The following is an 18,715-nucleotide window of genomic DNA, read 5'->3' as shown; positions in this document are numbered from 1 at the left end:
GGCGTCACCCGGTGGTCACCTGAACGCCACCGGGGAGTCGGATGCGGCGCGTTCAATGGCCTTTCATGACCGACACCGTCACCCCTGAGAACACCGCGAACACCACCGCGCCCGCCCCCGACAGTTTCATCGACGCCGAGATCGTCCCGGCGGTCGACGAATCCGCCGAACGGGAGGCCGACCTCCGCCGTCGCGCACTCGTCGTGCGCGAGGCACTGGAACGGCAACTGGGCGCCGGCCAGCGCCTGAGCGAGGAGCTGTTCAGTGCCACCACCGAGGCGGGCGTCGCGGTCGTGGAGTCCCCGGCCAGGGTGATCGCCGCGGTCCGCAGCGGCGCCACCCTTCCTGCCGCACTGGGTGAGACCAGCGAGGCCGTCCAGGATTCCGTCGCCGCAGCGGGTAGCCAGATCCGCACCGCCGTCGGTGATTACGTCGGTCAGCAGGCGGTGTTGCCGAATGCCGTGATCGTCGGGGCTGCCGAGGTGGCCGGCGCGCTGGTTCGCGCACAGGGCGAGCTGGCGTCCTCCGCCGCGGACGGGGCGTTCACGGTCGCCACCACCGCCAGCCGCCGCGGCGATGTCCGCGACGCCATCGATCGCGAGTGGAGTGAGTTCAACGCCACCGCGGTGGAACTGCGCGACGCGATCGAAGCCCGCATCTCGGTGGCCCGGCAGTCGATCCGGGACGCCATCGCTTAACGTGCCCCTGGTGGGCATCCAACTGGCAGCACCGGACGGCACCGGACTCGTCGCCGAGGTGACGGGCTCCGGCCCTCCGGTCGTGTTCGTGCACGGCTCCAACGGCGACCTGAACTCGTGGGCCGACATCGGCGCACGCCTGACGGGTTATCAAGTGGTGCGGTACTCGCGGCGCAATCACCAGCCCAGTGGGGTCGGTCCGGCGCCCAACAGCTTTGCCGCCGAGGCCGGCGATCTGCAGACGGTGCTCGAAGCCGTCGGGCGGGCTCATGTGGTGGGCGGCTCCTACGGGGCGACGGTCGCGCTACACGCCGCACGGGCCGACGCGGACCGCATTGCGTCGCTGGCACTGTTCGAGCCGCCGTTGCTGCAGGCGGGTCCGCATCTGGTGCCGGTGATCGAGCAGTACCAAAGGCTCTTCACCACAGTGCGATACGCGGACGCGCTCGAACTGTTCCTGCGTGAGGCCGCCCGGATGCCGGCCGACTTACTGGCAGACGGGCCGTCGATTCCGGACGACCCGGTGGCGGCGATGGCGGCACTCGCCGATCTGGAGGCGATGGCCGGCGACGACGCCGATACCGATACCGAACGATGGTCGACGATCGGTGTGCCGGTCCTGCTGATGCAGGGCGGGCAGAGTTGGTCACCACTTCCGGAGGGCATGGACCTCCTGGCTGCCGCGCTACCGCATGCCGAGCGCGTGGTGTGGCCCGACGAGTCGCATTTCGCCACCGCGACGGTGCCCGATCAGTTCGCCGCGGCTCTGCAGACATTCTTCGATTCACGTGTCGGGGGGTCGACGTAGAATCGCACATATGTTCGAAGGTCGGGGTACTACTGCTCACCTCGATGGTGCGCGCGATCAGCTGCGCGCCGAGCGGATGGCCGTTGCCCTCAAGTTGATCGAGGCCGGCCGGTTCGCGCTGGCCAGGATGGCCGAGCTGGGTCACGCGTTCGAGGACCTCATCGTCGATGACTGGGAACTGGCCGCCGCCGAGCTGGGTGCCGAGCTCGGGATCAGCCGCGGCCGGGCCTGCACCCTGATCACCCAGGGTCGCGACCTGCTCACCCGGCTGCCGAGATTCGCCGACAACTTCGCCACCGGCACCGTGGACCTTCGCGTCCTGCGGGTCATCCTGCACCGCACCGCGCTGATCACCGACCCCGACGTCATGGCGGTCATCGACACGCAATTGGCCGAGGCGGCACCCTCGTGGAATGCGTTGTCCGATGAGCGGATCGCCGAGCTGGTCGACTGGATGATCGTCGACGTGGACCCCGAGGCCGTACGGCGGGCACGGCAGGCGCGGCAGCAGCGTGGGATCACTGTCGAACCGATCGGCGACGGCATGGTCGAGATCCACGGCCGCGTCGATGCCGCCAAGGGTGCGGTCTTCGATCAGGGCCTCGATGCCTTGGCGCGCACCGTCTGCCCGGATGACCCGCGTACCTTCGACGAGCGGCGCGCCGACTCCGTCGAGGCACTGACACTCGGCGCCACGAGCATCCCGTGCCTGTGCGCCGACGACAACTGCCCGGCCGCCGGCAACGAAACGCCCAAGGGCCACATCGTCATCCACGTCCTCGCCGAACAGGGCACCGTCACCGGTGAATCCGACCGCCCCGCAGTGCTACCCGGGTACGGCGTGGTCGCCTCCGAACAGGTGCAGGAGATGTTGCCGCACGCTGAAGTCCGGCCCGTGCCCGATGCGGATGAGCTGGGATCCGAACCCGGCTATCACCCGTCGAAGAAACTGACCGACTTCGTACGCTGCCGCGATCTGACCTGCCGCTGGCCCGGCTGCAACGTCCCGATCGGGCGCTGCGACATCGACCACACGGTGGCGTGGCCCTACGGGGTGACCCACCCGTCGAACACCAAGCTCTATTGCCGGATCCATCATCTGGTGAAGACGTTCTGCAACGGCTGGTCGGATCGCCAGGAGCCCGACGGCACCATCACCTTCACCGCACCCAACGGCCGGACCTACACCACCACGCCGGGCGGTGCGCCGTTCTTCCCGCAGCTGAGTACGCCGTCCGCGACGCTCACGCACCCGCCGCCCCCACCGCGGCACCCACTACGTGGGCTGGCGATGCCCACCCGCAAGCGCACCCGGGCACAGAACCTTGCCTACCGGATAGCGTACGAGCGGGCCTTGAATCGGGCCGACATCGAGGCCGACCCGCCGCCGTTCTGAGGTCCGCGGCACTTCAGCGGCGGTTCATGCGTTGTGCGCATATGAGCATCCCGCCATATGAGCCGCCCAAGCCCGCCAACCCGTTCCCCGGCGGTGTGGGCAACACCCTGCTGTGTCCCAAGTGCGCCGGGGTGATGAAGACCTATGAACGCAACGGCATCCACCTGGAACAGTGCGACTCCTGCCGCGGGATCTTCCTGGACTTCGGCGAGCTGGAATCATTGACCCAGATGGAGAACCGGTTCATGCAGGCGGCCCCGCAGCAGGCGCCACCTCAGCAGGGCTACGGGCAGGACTACGGCTCGGGCTATGGCTCGAGCTACGGACAGGGCCCCGGCTGGGGTCATCGCGGTAACAAGCACTACCGCAAACAGGGCTTCGGGCGGCTGTTCTTCTCCAGCTAGGGCTGCGACACCGCGGGCTCGGGGTCGGCAGGCACCGGCTTCAGCACCGCGGGGCGGTACCGCAGGGGGAGGGCGCGCAGACCGAGCGCGACGAGCCCCAGGATGGCGGCGGTGGCCAGCGCGATCACCCAGAAGGGCGCGCTCGCGACGATGTTCTCCAGCAGCATGAAGACGCCGAACAGCAGGAACAACGCCGCCGCGCCGATCTGGATGAGCCGCTCCGGAAGGTGCTTGCCGGCGACGGCGCCCACGATGATCGCCAGCCCGTCGGCGACGACCATGCCCAGCGTCGATCCGATCCAGACGCCCAGCCAGTTGTTGTCGGCGGCCAGCGTGATGGTGGCGAGCATGGTCTTGTCGCCCAGCTCCGCCAGGAAGAACGCCGAGGTGACCACGAAGAACGCGATGCCGGAGGCGCGCTGGACCCGGCTCTTCTCTTCATCGCTGAGGCTGTCGCCGCGCAGCGTCCACAGCCCGAAGAACACGAACATCGCGCCGGCGATGATGCCGAGCAGATGTCCCGGCAGCGCCGCGCCCAGGTAATGGCCGATGGCGACCGAGAGCACGTGGACCAGCGTGGTCGCGACGGTGATCGCACCCAGCACCACCCACCAGCGGTAGCGCAGCGCGAACGTCATCGCCACGAGCTGGGTCTTGTCACCCAGCTCGGCGACGAAGATGACTGCGAAGCTCAACAGGAGCGCGGAGATCACGGACAACCCCTCGATCGGTGGTTTCCGGCGGAGTTCACTAGATGCCTCCGGCCAGAAACCATACGGTCTACTACGGCCGAAGGTCTCGCCCACCGGCACAGCTGCCGGTTCGGTGACCGGGCTTCGCGGGCTACCGCTGGGCCAGTATGTCGATCAACCGATTTGGGGCTACTCCCCTTCGCACTGCAAGCTTGACACAGCACAAGCGGTATCGCAAACCCTGCGCTGTTGAAAGACGTTACGTATCAATAGTTTTCGGTTCCCCACAGCGAAAGTTCGAGCCCTCGAACAATTCTGTTCCGATGCCGGTCAGCCCATCCTCGCGCAGGCCGCAACCAGCAGCTCATCGTCGGGATGATTGGCCGCAGCGGTGATCACGGCCGCGCGGGCGAAAGAATCCAGGGCGGGMCACGGATCACCCTCGGGCAGCGCCGGCCCGTCGGCCTCGCGGTACCCGCGCAGGAAGGCGTGCCAATCGGCATCCGGCACCATGCCGGCGGCCCAGAATCCTGCCGGCCGCGCCAGGTCCCAGCGCGCATCCCCGACGCCGAGATCGTCGATATCGAGGAGCAGCCACTGCTGCCCGTCGCTGCCGAGCTGCCCGAGATGAAAGTCGCCGTGCGCCAGGCGTATCTGCCCGGCGGGGAACTCCAGCCGGTCCGCGGCGCGGCGGATGACGTCCGCGACCGGGTCCGTGTCGAGCCGGACCAGCGCTCGGGTCAACCGCGCGGGCCCACCGTGCGGAACCAGAAAGTCCCCCAACGGTTCCCGGTGCAGCCGAGCGAGCAGCGCACCCGCCTGCGTCCACGGCAGAACGGCGGGGTCCTGCGCGACCATCTCGATTCTCGGCCACCGGGTCAGCCACTGATCGCCCACCGCCTCGGGCTCCGTGCTCACCGGGGACAACAACTCCGGACAACGCACGGCGACCCGCAGACGCTCACGCAGCGCCTGCGGGTCGGTGCCCGGTGGGTGGAGTTTGGTGACTAGCGACGGGGTGCCGGCATCCGGGTGGCGACGTTGAACCGGTTCCATGCATTGATGGTGACGGCCATCGCGATCACCTGGGCGAGTTCCTTCTCACTGAACACCGCGGCGGCCTTGGCGTAGACCTCATCGGGGACGTGCCCGTGGTGCAGCTCGGTGATGGCCTCGGTGAGCTCCAGGGCAGCGCGCTCCTGTTCGGTGAACAGGTTGCCGGCCTCCTCCCACGCCGCGACGAGAGCCAGCCGCTGCTCGGTCTCACCCTGCTTGCGCGCATCCGCGACGTGCATGTCCAGGCAGAACGCGCAGTGATTGATCTGCGAGGCACGGATCTTGACAAGTTCTCCGATGGTCGGGTCGATGTCCTTGGCCGACGCGGTCGACAGCTTCATCATGGCGTCGTAGAGCTCCGGGGACACCTTGTAGATGTTCAGGCGGTCGAGTGCGGTGGGGTTCTCCAATGTCTGCGTCATGATCACCACGCTAGCCCGAAAAGACCCGCCCACATGGTTCAATTATGACGTGACTTCATGGGCCAATTCCGGCTCCCGGGACTTGCATCTGGAACTGCGGCGCGCCATCACCCCCGGCTCGCGTGGCGCACGGGATGCACTGGTCGAGGCCCTGCGCGCCACCATCCGATCCGGGCGCCTGGCCCCCGAAGCCATGTTGCCGCCGTCGCGCAGCCTGGCCGCCGACCTCGGGTTGGCCCGCAACACCGTCGCGGAGGCCTACGCCGATCTGGTCGCCGAGGGCTGGCTGGCATCGCGCCAGGGCGCGGGCACCTGGGTGGTCAACTCCCGGGCCAACCCACTGCCACCGCGGCCCCGCGGTGTCGCAGGCACCCCGACCCACAACCTGATGCCGGGCTCCCCCGATGTCTCCCAGTTCCCCCGCAGCGCCTGGCTGGCATCGACCAAGCGCGCGCTGACCACCGCCCCCACCGAGGCCCTGAGAATGGGTGACCCCTTGGGCCGCATCGAATTACGTGTCGCTCTCACCGAGTACCTCGGGCGGGTCCGTGGTGTGCGCACCACCCCGGACGAGATCGTGGTCTGCGCGGGCACCCGGCACGCCGTCGAGATCCTGGCCCGGGTGCTGGGCGGCCCCATCGCGGTCGAGGCCTACGGCCTGTACCTGTTCCGGGAGGCGCTGCAGACGATGGGGGTGCACAGCGTTCCCATCGGCGTCGACGACGACGGGGCGGTGATCGCCGACCTGGACCGCACCGGCGTGGACGGCACCAAGCCCACCGCGGCACTGCTCACCCCGGCGCATCACTTCCCGCACGGCGTCCCCTTGCATCCGGGCCGGCGCAAAGCCGTGCTGGACTGGGCGCATCGCACCGACGGTTACCTGCTCGAGGACGATTACGACGGCGAGTTCCGCTACGACCGCCAGCCCATCGGTTCGGTGCAGGGGCTCGACCCCGATCGGGTGGTCTACCTGGGGTCGGCCAGCAAGAGCCTGTCCCCGGTGCTGCGGCTGGGCTGGATGGTGTTGCCCGCGGCCCTGGTCGACCGGGTGGTCGCGGCGCTGGGCGGCCAGCAGTTCTACGTCAACGCCCTGCTGCAGCTCACCATGGCCGACTTCATCGCAAAGGGCGCCTACGACAAGCACATTCGCCGGATGCGCGCCACTTACCGGCGCCGCCGCGACGTGCTGGCCCAGGCGCTTGAGCCCTACGATGTCGGTATCCGCGGGCTGTCGGCGGGCCTGCATCTGCAGTTGACGCTGCCGGAGGGCTCTGAGGCCGAGGTGATGCGGCGCGCCGGTGACGCGGGTATCGCGTTGTCCGGGCTACGGCTGCTGCGCCATCCCGATGCCGGCCCCGAGATACCCAGCGCCGACGGTGTGGTGGTCAGCTTCGGCACCCCGGCCGATCACGGGTTCGGGGCGGCGGTCGACGCGTTGTGCCGGGTTCTGGACGGTCTCACTCACTGAGGGTGCGCAGTTCCGACGTCAGGTTGCGCCGGGCCGCGTCCTCCCACAGTCGCCGGCCGTCCGGTGTGCGATACAGCGCGGGGGCCGCCAGCAGCGACTCGATGATGCGGGCACGCCCGGCCCGGAAGTCGTCATCGGAGACGTGCCCGTACTCGGCTCGCACCTTCGCGGTGTTGCTGCGGTACTCGTCGGGTGCCAGCGCCAGCACCGCCAGATCCGCATCCGAGAGCACCTGCCCGTTGCGGTCGGCGGGCGCCGGATCGTGCTGGACGGTCAGCCGCACCAACCGGGCCACCTCGGCCACCAGCTCGGAGGGCAGCCCCAGGGCGCTCAGATCCGACTCGGCCAACAGGGCGCTGTTCTCCTCATCATCTGGCGAGCCGGCATAGACCGCGTCGTGATACCAGGCCGCCAACCGCACCGCATCGGGATCATCGGCGAATCCGGCCAGGTCATCCACGGCGTCCAGGACACCTTGCAGATGAACCACATCGTGGTAGCGGCGGTGCGGTTCGGACCAGCGGGCCAACAGCGCGGCACCCACGGCGGCGGTATCCGGCGACGCGCTGTGGCGTGTCAGGAGCGCACGCCACTCGTGGAGCAGATCGGTCACGCGCCCATTCTCGCCCCGTATGCTGCCCGCGTGGCCGACACCCCGGATAACGCTCCCCTGAGCCTCAAAACCCAGGCGGCGCGTTTCATCGTCACCGGCGGCCTGTCGGCGATCGTCGACTTCGGGCTGTACGTGCTGTTCCTGAAGCTGGGGTTGCACGTCAACGTGGCCAAAACGCTCAGCTTCATCGCGGGCACCACCACCGCGTACCTGATCAACCGGCGCTGGACCTTCCAGGCCGCGCCCAGCAGGGCCCGCTTCCTCGCGGTGATGGCACTCTACGCGCTCACCTACGCCGTCCAGGTCGGCATCAATTACCTGTTCTACCTGCAGTTCGCCGGAGAGTCGTGGCAGGTCCCCGTCGCGTTCATCATCGCGCAGGGCACTGCGACGGTGATCAACTTCGTGGTGCAGCGGGCCGTGATATTCCGGCTGAGGTGAGTCTGCTCCGGTAGCCCGACCGGTATCGTCTGCCACTGATATGTCTACCGACCTTCCCCTCACACCCCGATCCCTCACCGGGTTCGGCCAGACTGCGCCCAGCGTGGCGCAGGTGCTGTCCACCCCCGATGTCGAGGTGATCGCTGCCGCCGTCCGGCAGGTGGCCGACGCCTCAGCGTCCAGTCCGTCCTACCTACGGCGCGGCATCGTGGCCCGCGGGCTGGGCCGGTCCTACGGTGACCACGCCTGCAACGGCGGCGGCATCGTCGTCGACATGACCCGGTTGAACCGCATCCACTCGCTGTCCTCGGAGACCGCGATCGCCGATGTGGACGCCGGGGTCAGCCTGGACCAGTTGATGAAGACCGCGCTGCCCTTCGGCCTGTGGGTGCCGGTGCTGCCGGGCACCCGGCAGGTGACCGTCGGTGGCGCCATCGGCTCGGACATCCACGGCAAGAATCACCACAGCGCCGGCAGCTTCGGTAACCATGTGCTGTCGCTGGACCTGTTGATGGCCGACGGTGAAGTCCGCACGCTGACGCCAGACGGCGCGGACAGCGAGTTGTTCTGGGCCACGATCGGTGGAAACGGGTTGACCGGCATCGTGATCCGCGCCCGGATCGCCATGACCCGCACCGAGACCGCGTATTTCATCGCCGACGGTATCGCCACCGCGAATCTCGACGAGACGATCGCCGTGCACACCGACGGTAGCGAGGACAACTTCACCTACTCCAGCGCCTGGTTCGACCTGATCAGCGCGCCGCCGAAGCTGGGCCGCGCCGCCGTCAGCCGCGGCAGTCTGGCCAAGCTGGATCAGCTGCCCGCCAAGCTGGCCAAGAACCCGCTGAAATTCGATGCGCCGCAACTGTTGAAGGTGCCCGACATCTTCCCGGTGAGCGCGATGAACAAGCTGTCCTTCACCGCCATCGGCGAGGTCTACTACCGCCTCGGCGGCACCTACAGCGGCAAGATCATGAATCTGTCGCAGTTCTACCACATGCTCGACCTGGTCAGCGGCTGGAACAACGCCTACGGCCCAAAGGGTTTCGCTCAGCACCAGTTCCTGGTCCCACCGGATGCGCTGGACGAGTTCAAGGCCATCATCCGTTGGATCCAGACCAGCGGGCAGTACTCGGCACTGAATGTGTTCAAACTTTTCGGCCCCGGCAACCGGGCTCCGCTGAGCTTCCCGATGGCCGGCTGGAACGTCGCGATGGACTTCCCCGTCAAGGCCGGTGTCAACGAGTTCCTCAACGAACTCGACGAGCGTGCAATGGAATTCGGCGGCCGGGTGTACACCGCCAAGGACTCCCGGGTCAGCGCGGAGAAGTTCCACCGCATGTACCCGCGCATCGACGAATGGATAGCCACCCGCCGCAAGGCCGACCCGCACGGCGTGTTCGCCTCCGATATGGCCCGCCGCCTCGAACTTCTTTAGAAAGGCTCTACTCCTCCATGATCGACGCCACCGGTAACCCGCAGACCATCCTGCTGCTGGGCGGAACGTCCGAGATCGCCCTGGCCATCGCCGAGCGATACCTGCGCAACGCGAAGGCCAGGATCATCCTGGCCGACCTGCCCGGGGCGGCCAAGAAGGACGCCGCGATCGCGCAGCTCGAGGCCGCAGGCGCCAAGGAGGTCCAGTACCTCGATTTTGATGCTCTCGACACAGATTCCCATCCCGGCGTCATCGAATCCGCTTGGGCCAAGGGCGATGTCGACGTCGCCGTGGTGGCCTTCGGCGTGCTGGGCGACGCCGAGGAACTGTGGCAGAACCAGGCCAAGGCGGTGCTGACCGCGCAGATCAACTACGTCGCGGCGGTGTCGGTCGGCGTGCTGATCGGCGAGAAGCTGCGCGCCCAGGGCTTCGGGCAGATCATCGCCATGTCCTCGGTGGCCGGTGAGCGCGTGCGCCGCTCCAACTTCGTGTACGGCTCGACCAAGGCCGGGCTGGACGGTTTCTACCTCGGCCTCGGAGAAGCCCTGCGGGAGTTCGGCGTCAACGTGTTGGTGATCCGCCCGGGACAGGTGCGCACCACCACCACCCTGGAGCACTGGAAGGCGACCGGCGCCAAGGAAGCACCCTTCACCGTCGACAAGGAGGACGTCGCCGAGCTGGCCGTCACGTCGGCGGCCAAGGGCAAGGACCTGGTGTGGGCGCCCGGTCAGGTGCGGGTGTTGATGTCGGTGCTGCGCCACATCCCGCGGCCGATCTTCCGCAAGCTGCCCTTCTGATGTTGCGGAGGGTAGGAGCGAAGCGACCCGGGAAATGAGCCGGAGCGCGCTGGCCGTCACCGGCCAGATGGTGGCTGCCGCCGCCACCGCTGCGCTACTGACCGTCGTCGCCCTGCTGGCGATCGCCCGTGTCGAGTGGCCCGCCTACAACTCGTCCAACCAGCTGCACGCCCTCACCACCGTCGGCCAGTTCGCCTGTCTGGCAGGTATTTTCGCCGCCGGTGCGCTGTTTCGCCACGGACGCCCGCTGCTCGCCCGCATCTCGGCGGTGGTGTTCCTGTCGGCGTTCTCGGTGGTCACCCTGGCGATGCCGCTCGGCGCCACCCGGCTGTACCTGTTCGGCATCTCGGTGGATCAGCAGTTCCGCACCGAGTACCTGACCAGGCTGGCCGACAGTCCGGCGCTGCACGACATGACCTATATCGGCGTGCCGCCGTTCTACCCCGCCGGCTGGTTCTGGATCGGCGGCCGGCTCGCCGACCTGACCGGTATGCCCGCCTGGGAGATGTTCAAACCGTGGGCCATCATCTCGATCACCGCGGCGATCGCGATCGCCCTGGTGCTGTGGTCGGCGATGCTGCGTTTCGAGATCGCGCTCGCGGTGTCCACCGCCACCGCGGCGGTGACGCTGGCCTACACCTCGGCCGAACCGTACGCCGCGGTGATCACCGTGCTGCTGCCGCCGATCTTCGTGCTGGCGTGGTCGGGGCTCAAACGCACCGACAAAACCCCCTGGGGGGCCGTCGTCGGCGTCGGGCTCTTCCTGGGCCTCGCCGCGCTGTTCTACACCCTGCTGCTGGGCTACGCGGCGTTCACCGTCAGCCTGATGGCGCTGCTGCTGGCCGTCGCACGGCGCAGCATCGCGCCGCTGCTGCGACTGGCCGTGATGGGTGTCATCGCCGGCGCGCTGGCGCTCATCACCTGGGGTCCGTATCTGCTGGCCGCAGCCCGCGGTGAGCCGGCCGACAGCGGCACCGCTCAGCACTATCTGCCCATCGACGGCGCCGAACTGACCTTCCCGATGTTGGACTTCACCCTGCTGGGCGCGCTGTGCATGCTCGGCACCGTCTGGCTGGTGGTGCACGCCCGCACATCGACTCGCGCGGGTGCGCTGGCCGTCGGGGTGCTGGCCGTCTACGCGTGGTCACTGCTGTCCATGCTGACCACCCTGGTCGGCACCACCCTGCTGTCTTTCCGGCTGCAACCCACCCTGACGGTGCTGCTGACCGCCGCGGGCACCTTCGGGTTCATCTGGGTAGCCCAGGCCGTCATGGCGCGCTACCAGCACCCGGGCCGGCACGTGGTGGCGATCGCCGCGACCATCGGCGCCATCGGCGCGGTCACCTTCAGCCAGGACATCCCCGATGTGCTGCGCACCGACATCAACGTCGCCTACACCGACACCGACGGCTACGGCGAGCGCGCCGACAGGCGGCCCCCCGGCGCCGAGCAGTACTACCGCGCCCTCGACGAGCGCATTCTGCAGGTGACCGGCGTGCCGCGCACCGAGACCGTCGTGATGACCGCGGACTACAGCTTCCTGTCCTACTACCCGTACTACGGATTCCAGGGCCTGACCTCGCACTACGCAAACCCGTTGGCGCAGTTCGAAGCCCGCTCGGCGGCCATCGAGAGCTGGGCGCTGCTCAACACACCCGACCAGTTCATCACCGCGCTTGACCAGCTGCCCTGGCAGGCCCCGACGGTGTTCCTGATGCGCCGCGGCGGCCCGGACAGCTACACCCTGCGGCTGGCCTCGGACGTCTATCCGAATCAGCCCAACGTCAAGCGGTATCAGGTCGAGCTGAACGCGGCGCTGTTCGAAGATCCGCGCTGGGATGTGTCCACCGACGGCCCGTTCGTTCTGGCCATCCGTAAACCGCAGGCAGATGGTTGATGGCCGGACAACTAGCATCTAGCTCCGTGACCGACGCGCCGGCCAATCACCGCACCACCAGACTGGTCGCTGTCGTCGCCGGGTTGCTCGGCACGATCCTGGCCATCGCCACCCCGTTCCTGCCCGTCACCGAGACCACCGCGACGCTGAACTGGCCGCAGAACGGGACGCTGGACAGCGTCGACGCGCCGCTGATCGGTTATGTCGCGAGCGACCTGAACATCACCATCCCGTGCTCCGCGGCCGCCGAGCTCGGAGGCGCGCGCAACGTGCTGCTGTCCACGGTGCCCAAACAGGCTCCCAAGGCCGTCGACCGCGGGCTGCTCATCGAGCGGGTCAACAACGAGCTGCTGGTCATCGTGCGCAACACCCCGGTGGTCAGCGCGCCGCTGAGCGAGGTGCTCAGCCCGGCCTGCCGCGAACTGACGTTCACCGCCCACGCCGACAAGGTGACCGGCGAGTTCGTCGGCCTCACCGCCGGGCCCGACGACGAGAATCCGGGCGAACCGTTGCGCGGTGAACGCGGCGGCTACGACTTCCGCCCACAGATCGTCGGCGTGTACACCGATCTGGCCGGCCCGGCGCCGCCCGGCCTGGAACTCTCCGCGACCATCGACACCCGCTACAGCAGCTCACCCACCCTGCTCAAAACCCTGGTGATGGTGCTGGGTGTCGTGATGACGATCGCGTCCCTGGTGGCGCTGCACCGCCTCGACGTCGCCGACGGGATGCGGCACCGCCGTTTCCTGCCCCAGCGCTGGTGGTCGCTGACCGGGCTCGACGCCCTGGTGGCCGCCCTGCTGGTGTGGTGGCATTTCGTCGGCGCCAACACCGCCGACGACGGCTACATCCTGACCATGGCCCGGGTGTCCGAGCATGCCGGCTACATGGCCAACTACTACCGCTGGTTCGGCACCCCGGAGGCGCCGTTCGGCTGGTACTACGACCTGCTCGCACTGTGGGCCCACGTCTCCACCGCCAGCATCTGGGTGCGGCTGCCCACCCTGCTGATGGGACTGGCCTGCTGGTGGATCATCAGCCGTGAGGTGATCCCGCGGCTCGGTGCGGCGGTCAAGAAGAGCCGCCCGGCGGCCTGGACCGCGGCCGCGATGTTCCTGGCGTTCTGGCTGCCGCTGAACAACGGCCTGCGGCCGGAGCCGATCATCGCCGTCGGCATCCTGCTGACCTGGTGCTCGGTGGAGCGCGGCGTGGCGACCAGCCGCCTGCTGCCGGTCGCGGTGGCCATCATCATCGGGGCGCTGACGCTGTTCTCCGGGCCCACCGGTATCGCCGCCGTCGGCGCGCTGCTGGTGGCCGTCGGCCCGCTGAGAACGATTGTGGCCGCCCACGTCTCCCGCTTCGGCTACGCGGCGCTGCTGGCGCCCATCGCCGCCGCGGGCACCGTCACCATCTTCCTGATCTTCCGGGACCAGACTCTGGTCGGCGAGCTGCAGGCCAGTTCGTTCAAGTCGACCATCGGCCCCAGCCTGGCCTGGTTCGACGAGCACATCCGCTACTCCCGGCTGTTCACCACCAGTCCCGACGGATCGGTGGCGCGGCGTTTCGCGGTGCTGGCACTGCTGCTCGCCGTTGCCATCTCGGTGGCGATGACGCTGCGCAAGGGGCGCATTCCGGGCACCGCGATCGGCCCCGCCCAGCGCATGATCGGCATCACCGTCATCTCGTTCCTGTCGTTGATGTTCACCCCGACGAAGTGGACGCATCACTTCGGGGTGTTCGCCGGTCTGGCCGGTTCGCTGGGTGCGCTGGCGGCGGTGGCCATCGCCGCCGCGGCCATGAAGTCCAAACGCAACCGCACCGTGGTCACCGCCGTGGTGCTGTTCGTGACGGCACTGTCGTTCGCCACCGTGAACGGCTGGTGGTACGTGTCGAATTTCGGCGTCCCGTGGTCGAATGAGTTCCCGGAGTGGCATTTCGGGCTCACCACGATGCTGCTGGGATTGTCGGTGCTGGCCCTGCTGGTGGCGGCCTGGCTGCATTTCGCCGGCGGCGAGGACAGGGACCGGCCGTGGAGCCGGTTCACCGGGGCGCCGCTGGCGGTCGTGACCTGGGCGGTGGTGCTGTTCCAGGTGGTCTCGCTGACGCTGGCGGTCACCGCGCAGTACCCGGCGTGGTCGGTCGGCCGTTCCAATCTGGATGCGTTGCGCGGCAAGACGTGCGGACTGGCCACCGACGTGATGGTGGAACAGGACCCGAACGTCGGACTGCTCACCCCGATCGACACACCGGTCGGCGAGGCGCTGGGCGCGGGCACCGCGCAGAACTTCCGCCCCGACGGGATTCCCTCCGACATCTCCGCGGACTCGGTGTCCGAACAGCCCGGCTCCAGTAACTTCGCCGACTCCGAGGACAGCGACGAGACCGGTAGCGAGCCCGGCACCGAGGGCGGCACMACCGCCGCGGCCGGGGTGAACGGCTCACAGGCCCGGCTGCCCTACAACCTCGATCCGGCCCGCACGCCGGTGCTGGGCAGCTGGCGGGCGGGCCCGCAGTCGCCGGCGAGCCTGCGCTCGGCCTGGTACCGGCTGCCCCCCAGCGGTGAGCGCGGTCCGCTCCTGGTGGTCGCCGCGGCCGGGCGCTTCGATGCCGGCGAGGTGCTGGTGCAGTGGGCCACCGAGGAGCAGGCCGCCGACGGAAAACCTGGTGGCACCATCGGTTTCGCCGATGTCGGCGCCGTGCCCGCGTGGCGCAATCTGCGCGCCCCGATGTCCGCGATCCCCGAGCAGGCCACCCGGGTGCGGCTGGTGGCCTCCGATGACGACCTGTCGCCACAGCACTGGATCGCCGTCACCCCGCCACGCATCCCGGAGCTGCGCAGCCTGCAGGATGTCGTCGGGTCGACCGACCCGGTCATGCTGGACTGGCTTGTCGGACTTGCCTTCCCGTGCCAGCGACCGTTCTTCCACCGGTATGGCGTCACCGAGGTGCCCAAATGGCGCATCCTGCCCGACCGGTTCGGGGCCGAGGCCAACTCACCGGTGATGGACTACCTGGGCGGCGGACCGCTGGGCATCACCGAGTTGCTGCTGCGGGCCACCCCGGTGCCGACATACCTGAAGGACGACTGGTTCCGCGATTGGGGTTCCCTGCAGCAACTCCGGCAGTTCTACCCGAACGCGAAGACCGCTGAACTGGAACTCGGCACCGCCACCCGCAGCGGGTTGTGGAGCCCGGCGCCGCTGCGTCCGTCCTAGCCGGCGCCCCAGCTAGCGGCGCCCGGCCAGGATCGCCTCCATATTGCGCTCGGCGAGCGCCGTGATGGACATGAATGGGTTGCAGCCGATGTAGCCGGGGATCAGCGACGCGTCGTTGACGTACAGCTTGTCGTGGCCGTTGACACGCCCGAACAAATCGGTGGCCGCACCGCGCACGCAGCCGCCCAACGGGTGAACGGTATTGGGCGCGAATGCCTTTCCTTCGAAGAGGTCATCGCGGTAATCCACACCGTTGGCCTGGGTGACCCGGTCGAACACCAGCCGCGCACGCTCGATGAGGTGGTCGGTGTGGCTCTGCGGCCAGTCGATGCCGATGGAATCCGCCTGGCGGTCGTAGCTGATCGTTGCCCGGTCACCGGTGCGCACCATGGCGTAGTAGCCCAGCGCATTGGTCTCCAGCGGCAGCGGCAGCGAGAACATGCTGGCGTACACCGGATTGTCGGGATCGGCGCGGCCGTCCAGGTTGATCATGCCCAGCAGCGACTGCTGGGTGCCCACCGGATCCTGTTCGGCGGTGTTGTGCGACACCATGATGTCGCCGTTGTTGCCGTAGCCGTTGCCGACCTCGTCGTGCAGGTTGGCCAGATCCCCGGACTCCCGCGCGCGCAGCAGCAGGTGGGTGGTGCCCAGTACGCCGGCCGCCAGATAGAGCTGTTCACAACCGATCTCGTCGCGCGACAGCTCTTTGCCCCAGCGGTCGATCTCGCGGATGGACACCACGTACTCACCGGAGGGTTCCTGACGGATGCCGGTCACCTCGGTGAGCGGGCGCAGTTGCACCTTGCCGGTCTTCAGTGCCGCGGCGACATAGGTCTGGTCGACGCTGCCGAGCCGGCCGTGGTTGTTGCCGTACTGGCACTCCCAGTCCAGTGCCGAGCGCGGCACCTCGCCGGCGGCCTCACGCATCATGTAGTCGAACGAGTAGGCGCTGCCGTTGATGTCGACGCCGTACCCGGCTGCCTCGGCGTAGCTGCGGCCCACCCGGGCGTACTGGAAGTACGGGGTCTGCTCGAACCAGTCCAGGTCCCGGTAGCTGATCTGCAGCGCCGTCTTGGCCCGCTCGACATAGGTACCCAGGAATTCGTTCGGATCGATGTCGGGGAACGCAGCCCGCACCTGATCGGGGGTCGGCACCGCGGCGATGGCCGCGTTGACCATGGAGCCACCGCCGACGGCGATCCCGCGGAACACGTCGTGGGCGCCGAAGGTCACCTTGTCGCAGATCCCGGCCTGGATCGGCTGAGACCCCGGATTCTGCGCCGCGACCGCGTTCACCGACACCCCGCGGAACGACGGCACCAGGCTGGGCGGAACATCGCGGAACCAGCCCGCGCGGGTGTCCGCCGGCAACATCTTGGTGAAGCGTTTCCCGTCCTCGTCGGGGGTGTCCCAGAGCCGCCCGCGCTCCAGGATCAGGGTGTCCACCCCGGCCTCGCCCAGGCGCAGCGCACTGACACCCCCGCCGTAGCCGCTGCCCACCACGATGGCCTGGTGGAATGCCCGCGCCGCGGGGCGTTCCCCGGACCGGTTGGACGAACAGGCTCCGACGCCCACCGCACCGGCTGCGAGGCCCGCCGCGGCACCCAGAAAACGCCGCCGTGTCACTTTGATCTTGTGCACCCTTACACCAACCTCACAGCAAAATCCTCATTCGTTATGGCTCCGTGTTTGCACTGCTCGCGCAACCAGGTTAAATAGGCACTAAGAACTAGTTCGCTCCATCCCCCGGCAAGGATACGAAGTGATCGACGCGCAGACCGGCAGAACGCCCATGTGGCGGGCTGTAAAGCGGTATCTGTGGCTGCTCGGTGCCATCGTCCCCGGGATGGTCGGATTGGCGTGGCTGATGGTCCAGGTGACCGGTGCTGCGGTGTTCTGGTGGGTGGGTCCACTACTGGCCTTCGTCGTGATTCCGGTGCTTGACCAGCTAATTGGCGCCGACGAAACCGGCGTCCCCGGCGGCACCATCGAAGATCTTGAAAACGACAACTTCTATCGCTGGGTCAACTATCTTTACCTGCCCAACCAGTACCTTTCACTGATTTTCGCGTGCTGGCTGTGGAGCGGCGGCGGCTGGCTCACGATGTCCACCGTCGACAAGATCGGCTTGATGCTCACCGTCGGAATCGTCGGCGGGATTGCGATCAACGCCGCCCACGAATTGGGTCACCGGCGCGCAAGTGCCGAGAAACGACTCAGCAAGATCGCCCTTGCGCAAACTGGCTATGGGCATTTCTTCGTCGAACACAACCGCGGCCACCACTTGCGGGTCGCCACCGTGGAGGATCCCGCCAGCGCGCGCCTCGGCGAGAGCGTCTATCACTTCATCCCGCGTTCGGTGCTGGGTGGACTGCGCTCGGCGTGGCACCTGGAGGGCAACCGGCTGGCTCAGGCCGGCAGGTCCCGGTTCTCGCTCCGCAACGACATCCTGAACGCCTGGCTGCTCACGGCGGCGATCTTCACCGGCCTGGTCGTCTGGTTCGGCCCGGTCATCATTCCGTGGCTGCTCGGACAGGCGATCATCGGCGTCTGCCTGCTGGAGACGGTGAACTACCTCGAGCACTACGGACTGCGGCGGCAGCGCCTTGCCGACGGTCGCTACGAACGGGTGGGCCAGCGGCACAGCTGGAACAGCGACACGCTGATCGCCAACGTGTTCCTGTACCACCTGCAGCGGCACTCCGATCACCACGCACATCCGCAGAAGCGCTACCAGACGTTGCAGCACTCCGATCAGGCGCCGCAGTTGCCCACCGGGTACGGCAGCATGCTGGTGCTGGCCTGGTGCCCGCCGGTGTGGCGCCGGGTGATGGATCCGCGGGTATTGGCGCACTACGGCGGCAATATCGGGCTGGCAGCGCTGCAACCCGATAGGGCCTAGCGCGGGTCGTCCGGCGGTGCCGGGCCGGCTGTCGCCTAACCTTGAACCTCGTGCCCGATAGGAACGTCCGCCTTCTCGCCGTCATCACGGGCCTCGTCGGCTTCCTGCTTTGCGCCCTCGCCCCGCTGCTGCCGGTGCGCCAGAGCACCGCAGCGATCCAATGGCCCCAGGCCGCGAACGCCGACGGCTTCGTCGGCGACATCACCGCGCCACTGGTCTCCGGCGCGCCCCGATCGCTCGACGTGACCATCCCGTGYCGGACGGTGGCGAGCCTGCCCGCCGACGGCGGACTGGTGTTCTCCACCATCCCGCCCGGCGGTATCGACGCCGGGCGCAACGGCCTGTTCGTCAACGCCAACGCCGACGTCGTCTACGTCGCGTTCCGGGACACCGTCGCCGCGGTCGCGCCGCGCGACGCCGTCGGCTCCGGCGCCTGCAGTGAGCTGCGCATCTGGGCGAACG

Annotated in this window: 16 protein-coding genes and 1 pseudogene; 12 read left to right on the top strand and 5 right to left on the bottom strand. The window is 68.2% G+C overall.

Going from position 1 to position 18,715, the window contains the following annotated elements; genetic code table 11:
• Window positions 1-65: 65 nt before the first annotated feature.
• Genes AC1DTF_RS24255 through AC1DTF_RS24240 form a run of 4 tightly spaced genes read left to right on the top strand, consistent with a single transcriptional unit; the run spans window position 66 to window position 3,306 of the window.
• Complete coding sequence (locus AC1DTF_RS24255; RefSeq protein ID WP_477475926.1) at window positions 66-698, top strand: hypothetical protein; 633 nt, start codon at window positions 66-68, stop codon at window positions 696-698.
• A gap of 10 nt (window positions 699-708) precedes the next feature.
• The gene (locus AC1DTF_RS24250; protein ID WP_477475925.1) at window positions 709-1,506 is read left to right on the top strand and encodes an alpha/beta fold hydrolase; all 798 of its coding nucleotides are present in this window, start codon (window positions 709-711) and stop codon (window positions 1,504-1,506) included.
• 10 nt (window positions 1,507-1,516) lie between these two features.
• Window positions 1,517-2,902, top strand: a complete 1,386-nt coding sequence (locus AC1DTF_RS24245) for an HNH endonuclease signature motif containing protein (RefSeq protein WP_477475924.1) — start codon at window positions 1,517-1,519, stop codon at window positions 2,900-2,902.
• A 41-nt stretch (window positions 2,903-2,943) separates the two neighbouring features.
• Entirely contained in the window at window positions 2,944-3,306 is a 363-nt protein-coding gene (locus AC1DTF_RS24240; protein WP_082614564.1) for a TFIIB-type zinc ribbon-containing protein, read from the top strand.
• Here the strand turns inward: AC1DTF_RS24240 and AC1DTF_RS24235 are convergent.
• From AC1DTF_RS24235 to AC1DTF_RS24225, 3 genes are all read right to left on the bottom strand, one after another.
• The gene (locus AC1DTF_RS24235) at window positions 3,303-4,019 is read right to left on the bottom strand and encodes a TMEM165/GDT1 family protein (RefSeq protein WP_477475923.1); all 717 of its coding nucleotides are present in this window, start codon (window positions 4,017-4,019) and stop codon (window positions 3,303-3,305) included. The genes AC1DTF_RS24240 and AC1DTF_RS24235 overlap by 4 nt on opposite strands.
• Before the next feature lie 309 nt (window positions 4,020-4,328).
• Window positions 4,329-5,054, bottom strand: a complete 726-nt coding sequence (locus AC1DTF_RS24230) for a phosphotransferase family protein (protein WP_477475922.1) — start codon at window positions 5,052-5,054, stop codon at window positions 4,329-4,331.
• A complete protein-coding gene (locus tag AC1DTF_RS24225; RefSeq protein WP_057171227.1) occupies window positions 5,006-5,476 on the bottom strand; it encodes a carboxymuconolactone decarboxylase family protein in 471 nt (156 codons plus the stop codon). The genes AC1DTF_RS24230 and AC1DTF_RS24225 overlap by 49 nt, the downstream gene beginning before the upstream one ends.
• A 49-nt stretch (window positions 5,477-5,525) precedes the next feature.
• Here AC1DTF_RS24225 and pdxR point away from each other — a divergent pair, with 49 nt between their 5' ends.
• Window positions 5,526-6,947 (top strand): MocR-like pyridoxine biosynthesis transcription factor PdxR, encoded by a 1,422-nt coding sequence (pdxR, locus tag AC1DTF_RS24220; RefSeq protein ID WP_057171144.1) that lies wholly within the window; start codon window positions 5,526-5,528, stop codon window positions 6,945-6,947.
• Here pdxR and AC1DTF_RS24215 read toward each other — a convergent pair.
• A complete protein-coding gene (locus AC1DTF_RS24215; RefSeq protein WP_477475921.1) occupies window positions 6,937-7,560 on the bottom strand; it encodes an HD domain-containing protein in 624 nt (207 codons plus the stop codon). The genes pdxR and AC1DTF_RS24215 overlap by 11 nt on opposite strands.
• Window positions 7,561-7,590: 30 nt before the next feature.
• Between AC1DTF_RS24215 and AC1DTF_RS24210 the strand changes: the two genes are divergently transcribed.
• From AC1DTF_RS24210 to AC1DTF_RS24190, 5 genes are read left to right on the top strand one after another with little or no spacing between them, the layout of a single operon-like run.
• Complete coding sequence (locus AC1DTF_RS24210; RefSeq protein WP_057171146.1) at window positions 7,591-8,001, top strand: GtrA family protein; 411 nt, start codon at window positions 7,591-7,593, stop codon at window positions 7,999-8,001.
• Between the two features lie 40 nt (window positions 8,002-8,041).
• Window positions 8,042-9,442, top strand: coding sequence for an FAD-binding oxidoreductase (locus AC1DTF_RS24205; protein WP_057171147.1), 1,401 nt, complete (start codon window positions 8,042-8,044; stop codon window positions 9,440-9,442).
• A 17-nt stretch (window positions 9,443-9,459) separates the two neighbouring features.
• A complete protein-coding gene (locus AC1DTF_RS24200) occupies window positions 9,460-10,239 on the top strand; it encodes a decaprenylphospho-beta-D-erythro-pentofuranosid-2-ulose 2-reductase (protein WP_477475920.1) in 780 nt (259 codons plus the stop codon).
• Between the two features lie 34 nt (window positions 10,240-10,273).
• Window positions 10,274-12,136: a galactan 5-O-arabinofuranosyltransferase gene (locus AC1DTF_RS24195; protein ID WP_477475919.1), complete on the top strand. Its 1,863-nt coding sequence runs from the start codon at window positions 10,274-10,276 to the stop codon at window positions 12,134-12,136.
• Entirely contained in the window at window positions 12,136-15,351 is a 3,216-nt protein-coding gene (locus AC1DTF_RS24190; protein WP_477475918.1) for an arabinosyltransferase domain-containing protein, read from the top strand. Before AC1DTF_RS24195 ends, AC1DTF_RS24190 begins: the two co-directional genes overlap by 1 nt.
• Before the next feature lie 12 nt (window positions 15,352-15,363).
• Here AC1DTF_RS24190 and AC1DTF_RS24185 read toward each other — a convergent pair whose 3' ends face one another.
• The gene (locus AC1DTF_RS24185) at window positions 15,364-16,992 is read right to left on the bottom strand and encodes a GMC oxidoreductase (protein WP_477475917.1); all 1,629 of its coding nucleotides are present in this window, start codon (window positions 16,990-16,992) and stop codon (window positions 15,364-15,366) included.
• 151 nt (window positions 16,993-17,143) lie between these two features.
• On the opposite strand from AC1DTF_RS24185, the gene AC1DTF_RS24180 reads away from it, so the two are divergent.
• Complete coding sequence (locus AC1DTF_RS24180; RefSeq protein ID WP_477475934.1) at window positions 17,144-18,253, top strand: alkane 1-monooxygenase; 1,110 nt, start codon at window positions 17,144-17,146, stop codon at window positions 18,251-18,253.
• Window positions 18,254-18,303: 50 nt separating this feature from the next.
• Window positions 18,304-18,715 (top strand): annotated as a pseudogene (locus AC1DTF_RS24175) (arabinosyltransferase); the annotation flags it as partial.

It is taken from the genome of Mycobacterium sp. P4_H6, from assembly GCF_056400845.1.
The sequence above is the reverse complement of the archived record's forward strand: the minus strand, read 5'-3'. Positions and strand labels throughout refer to the sequence as shown.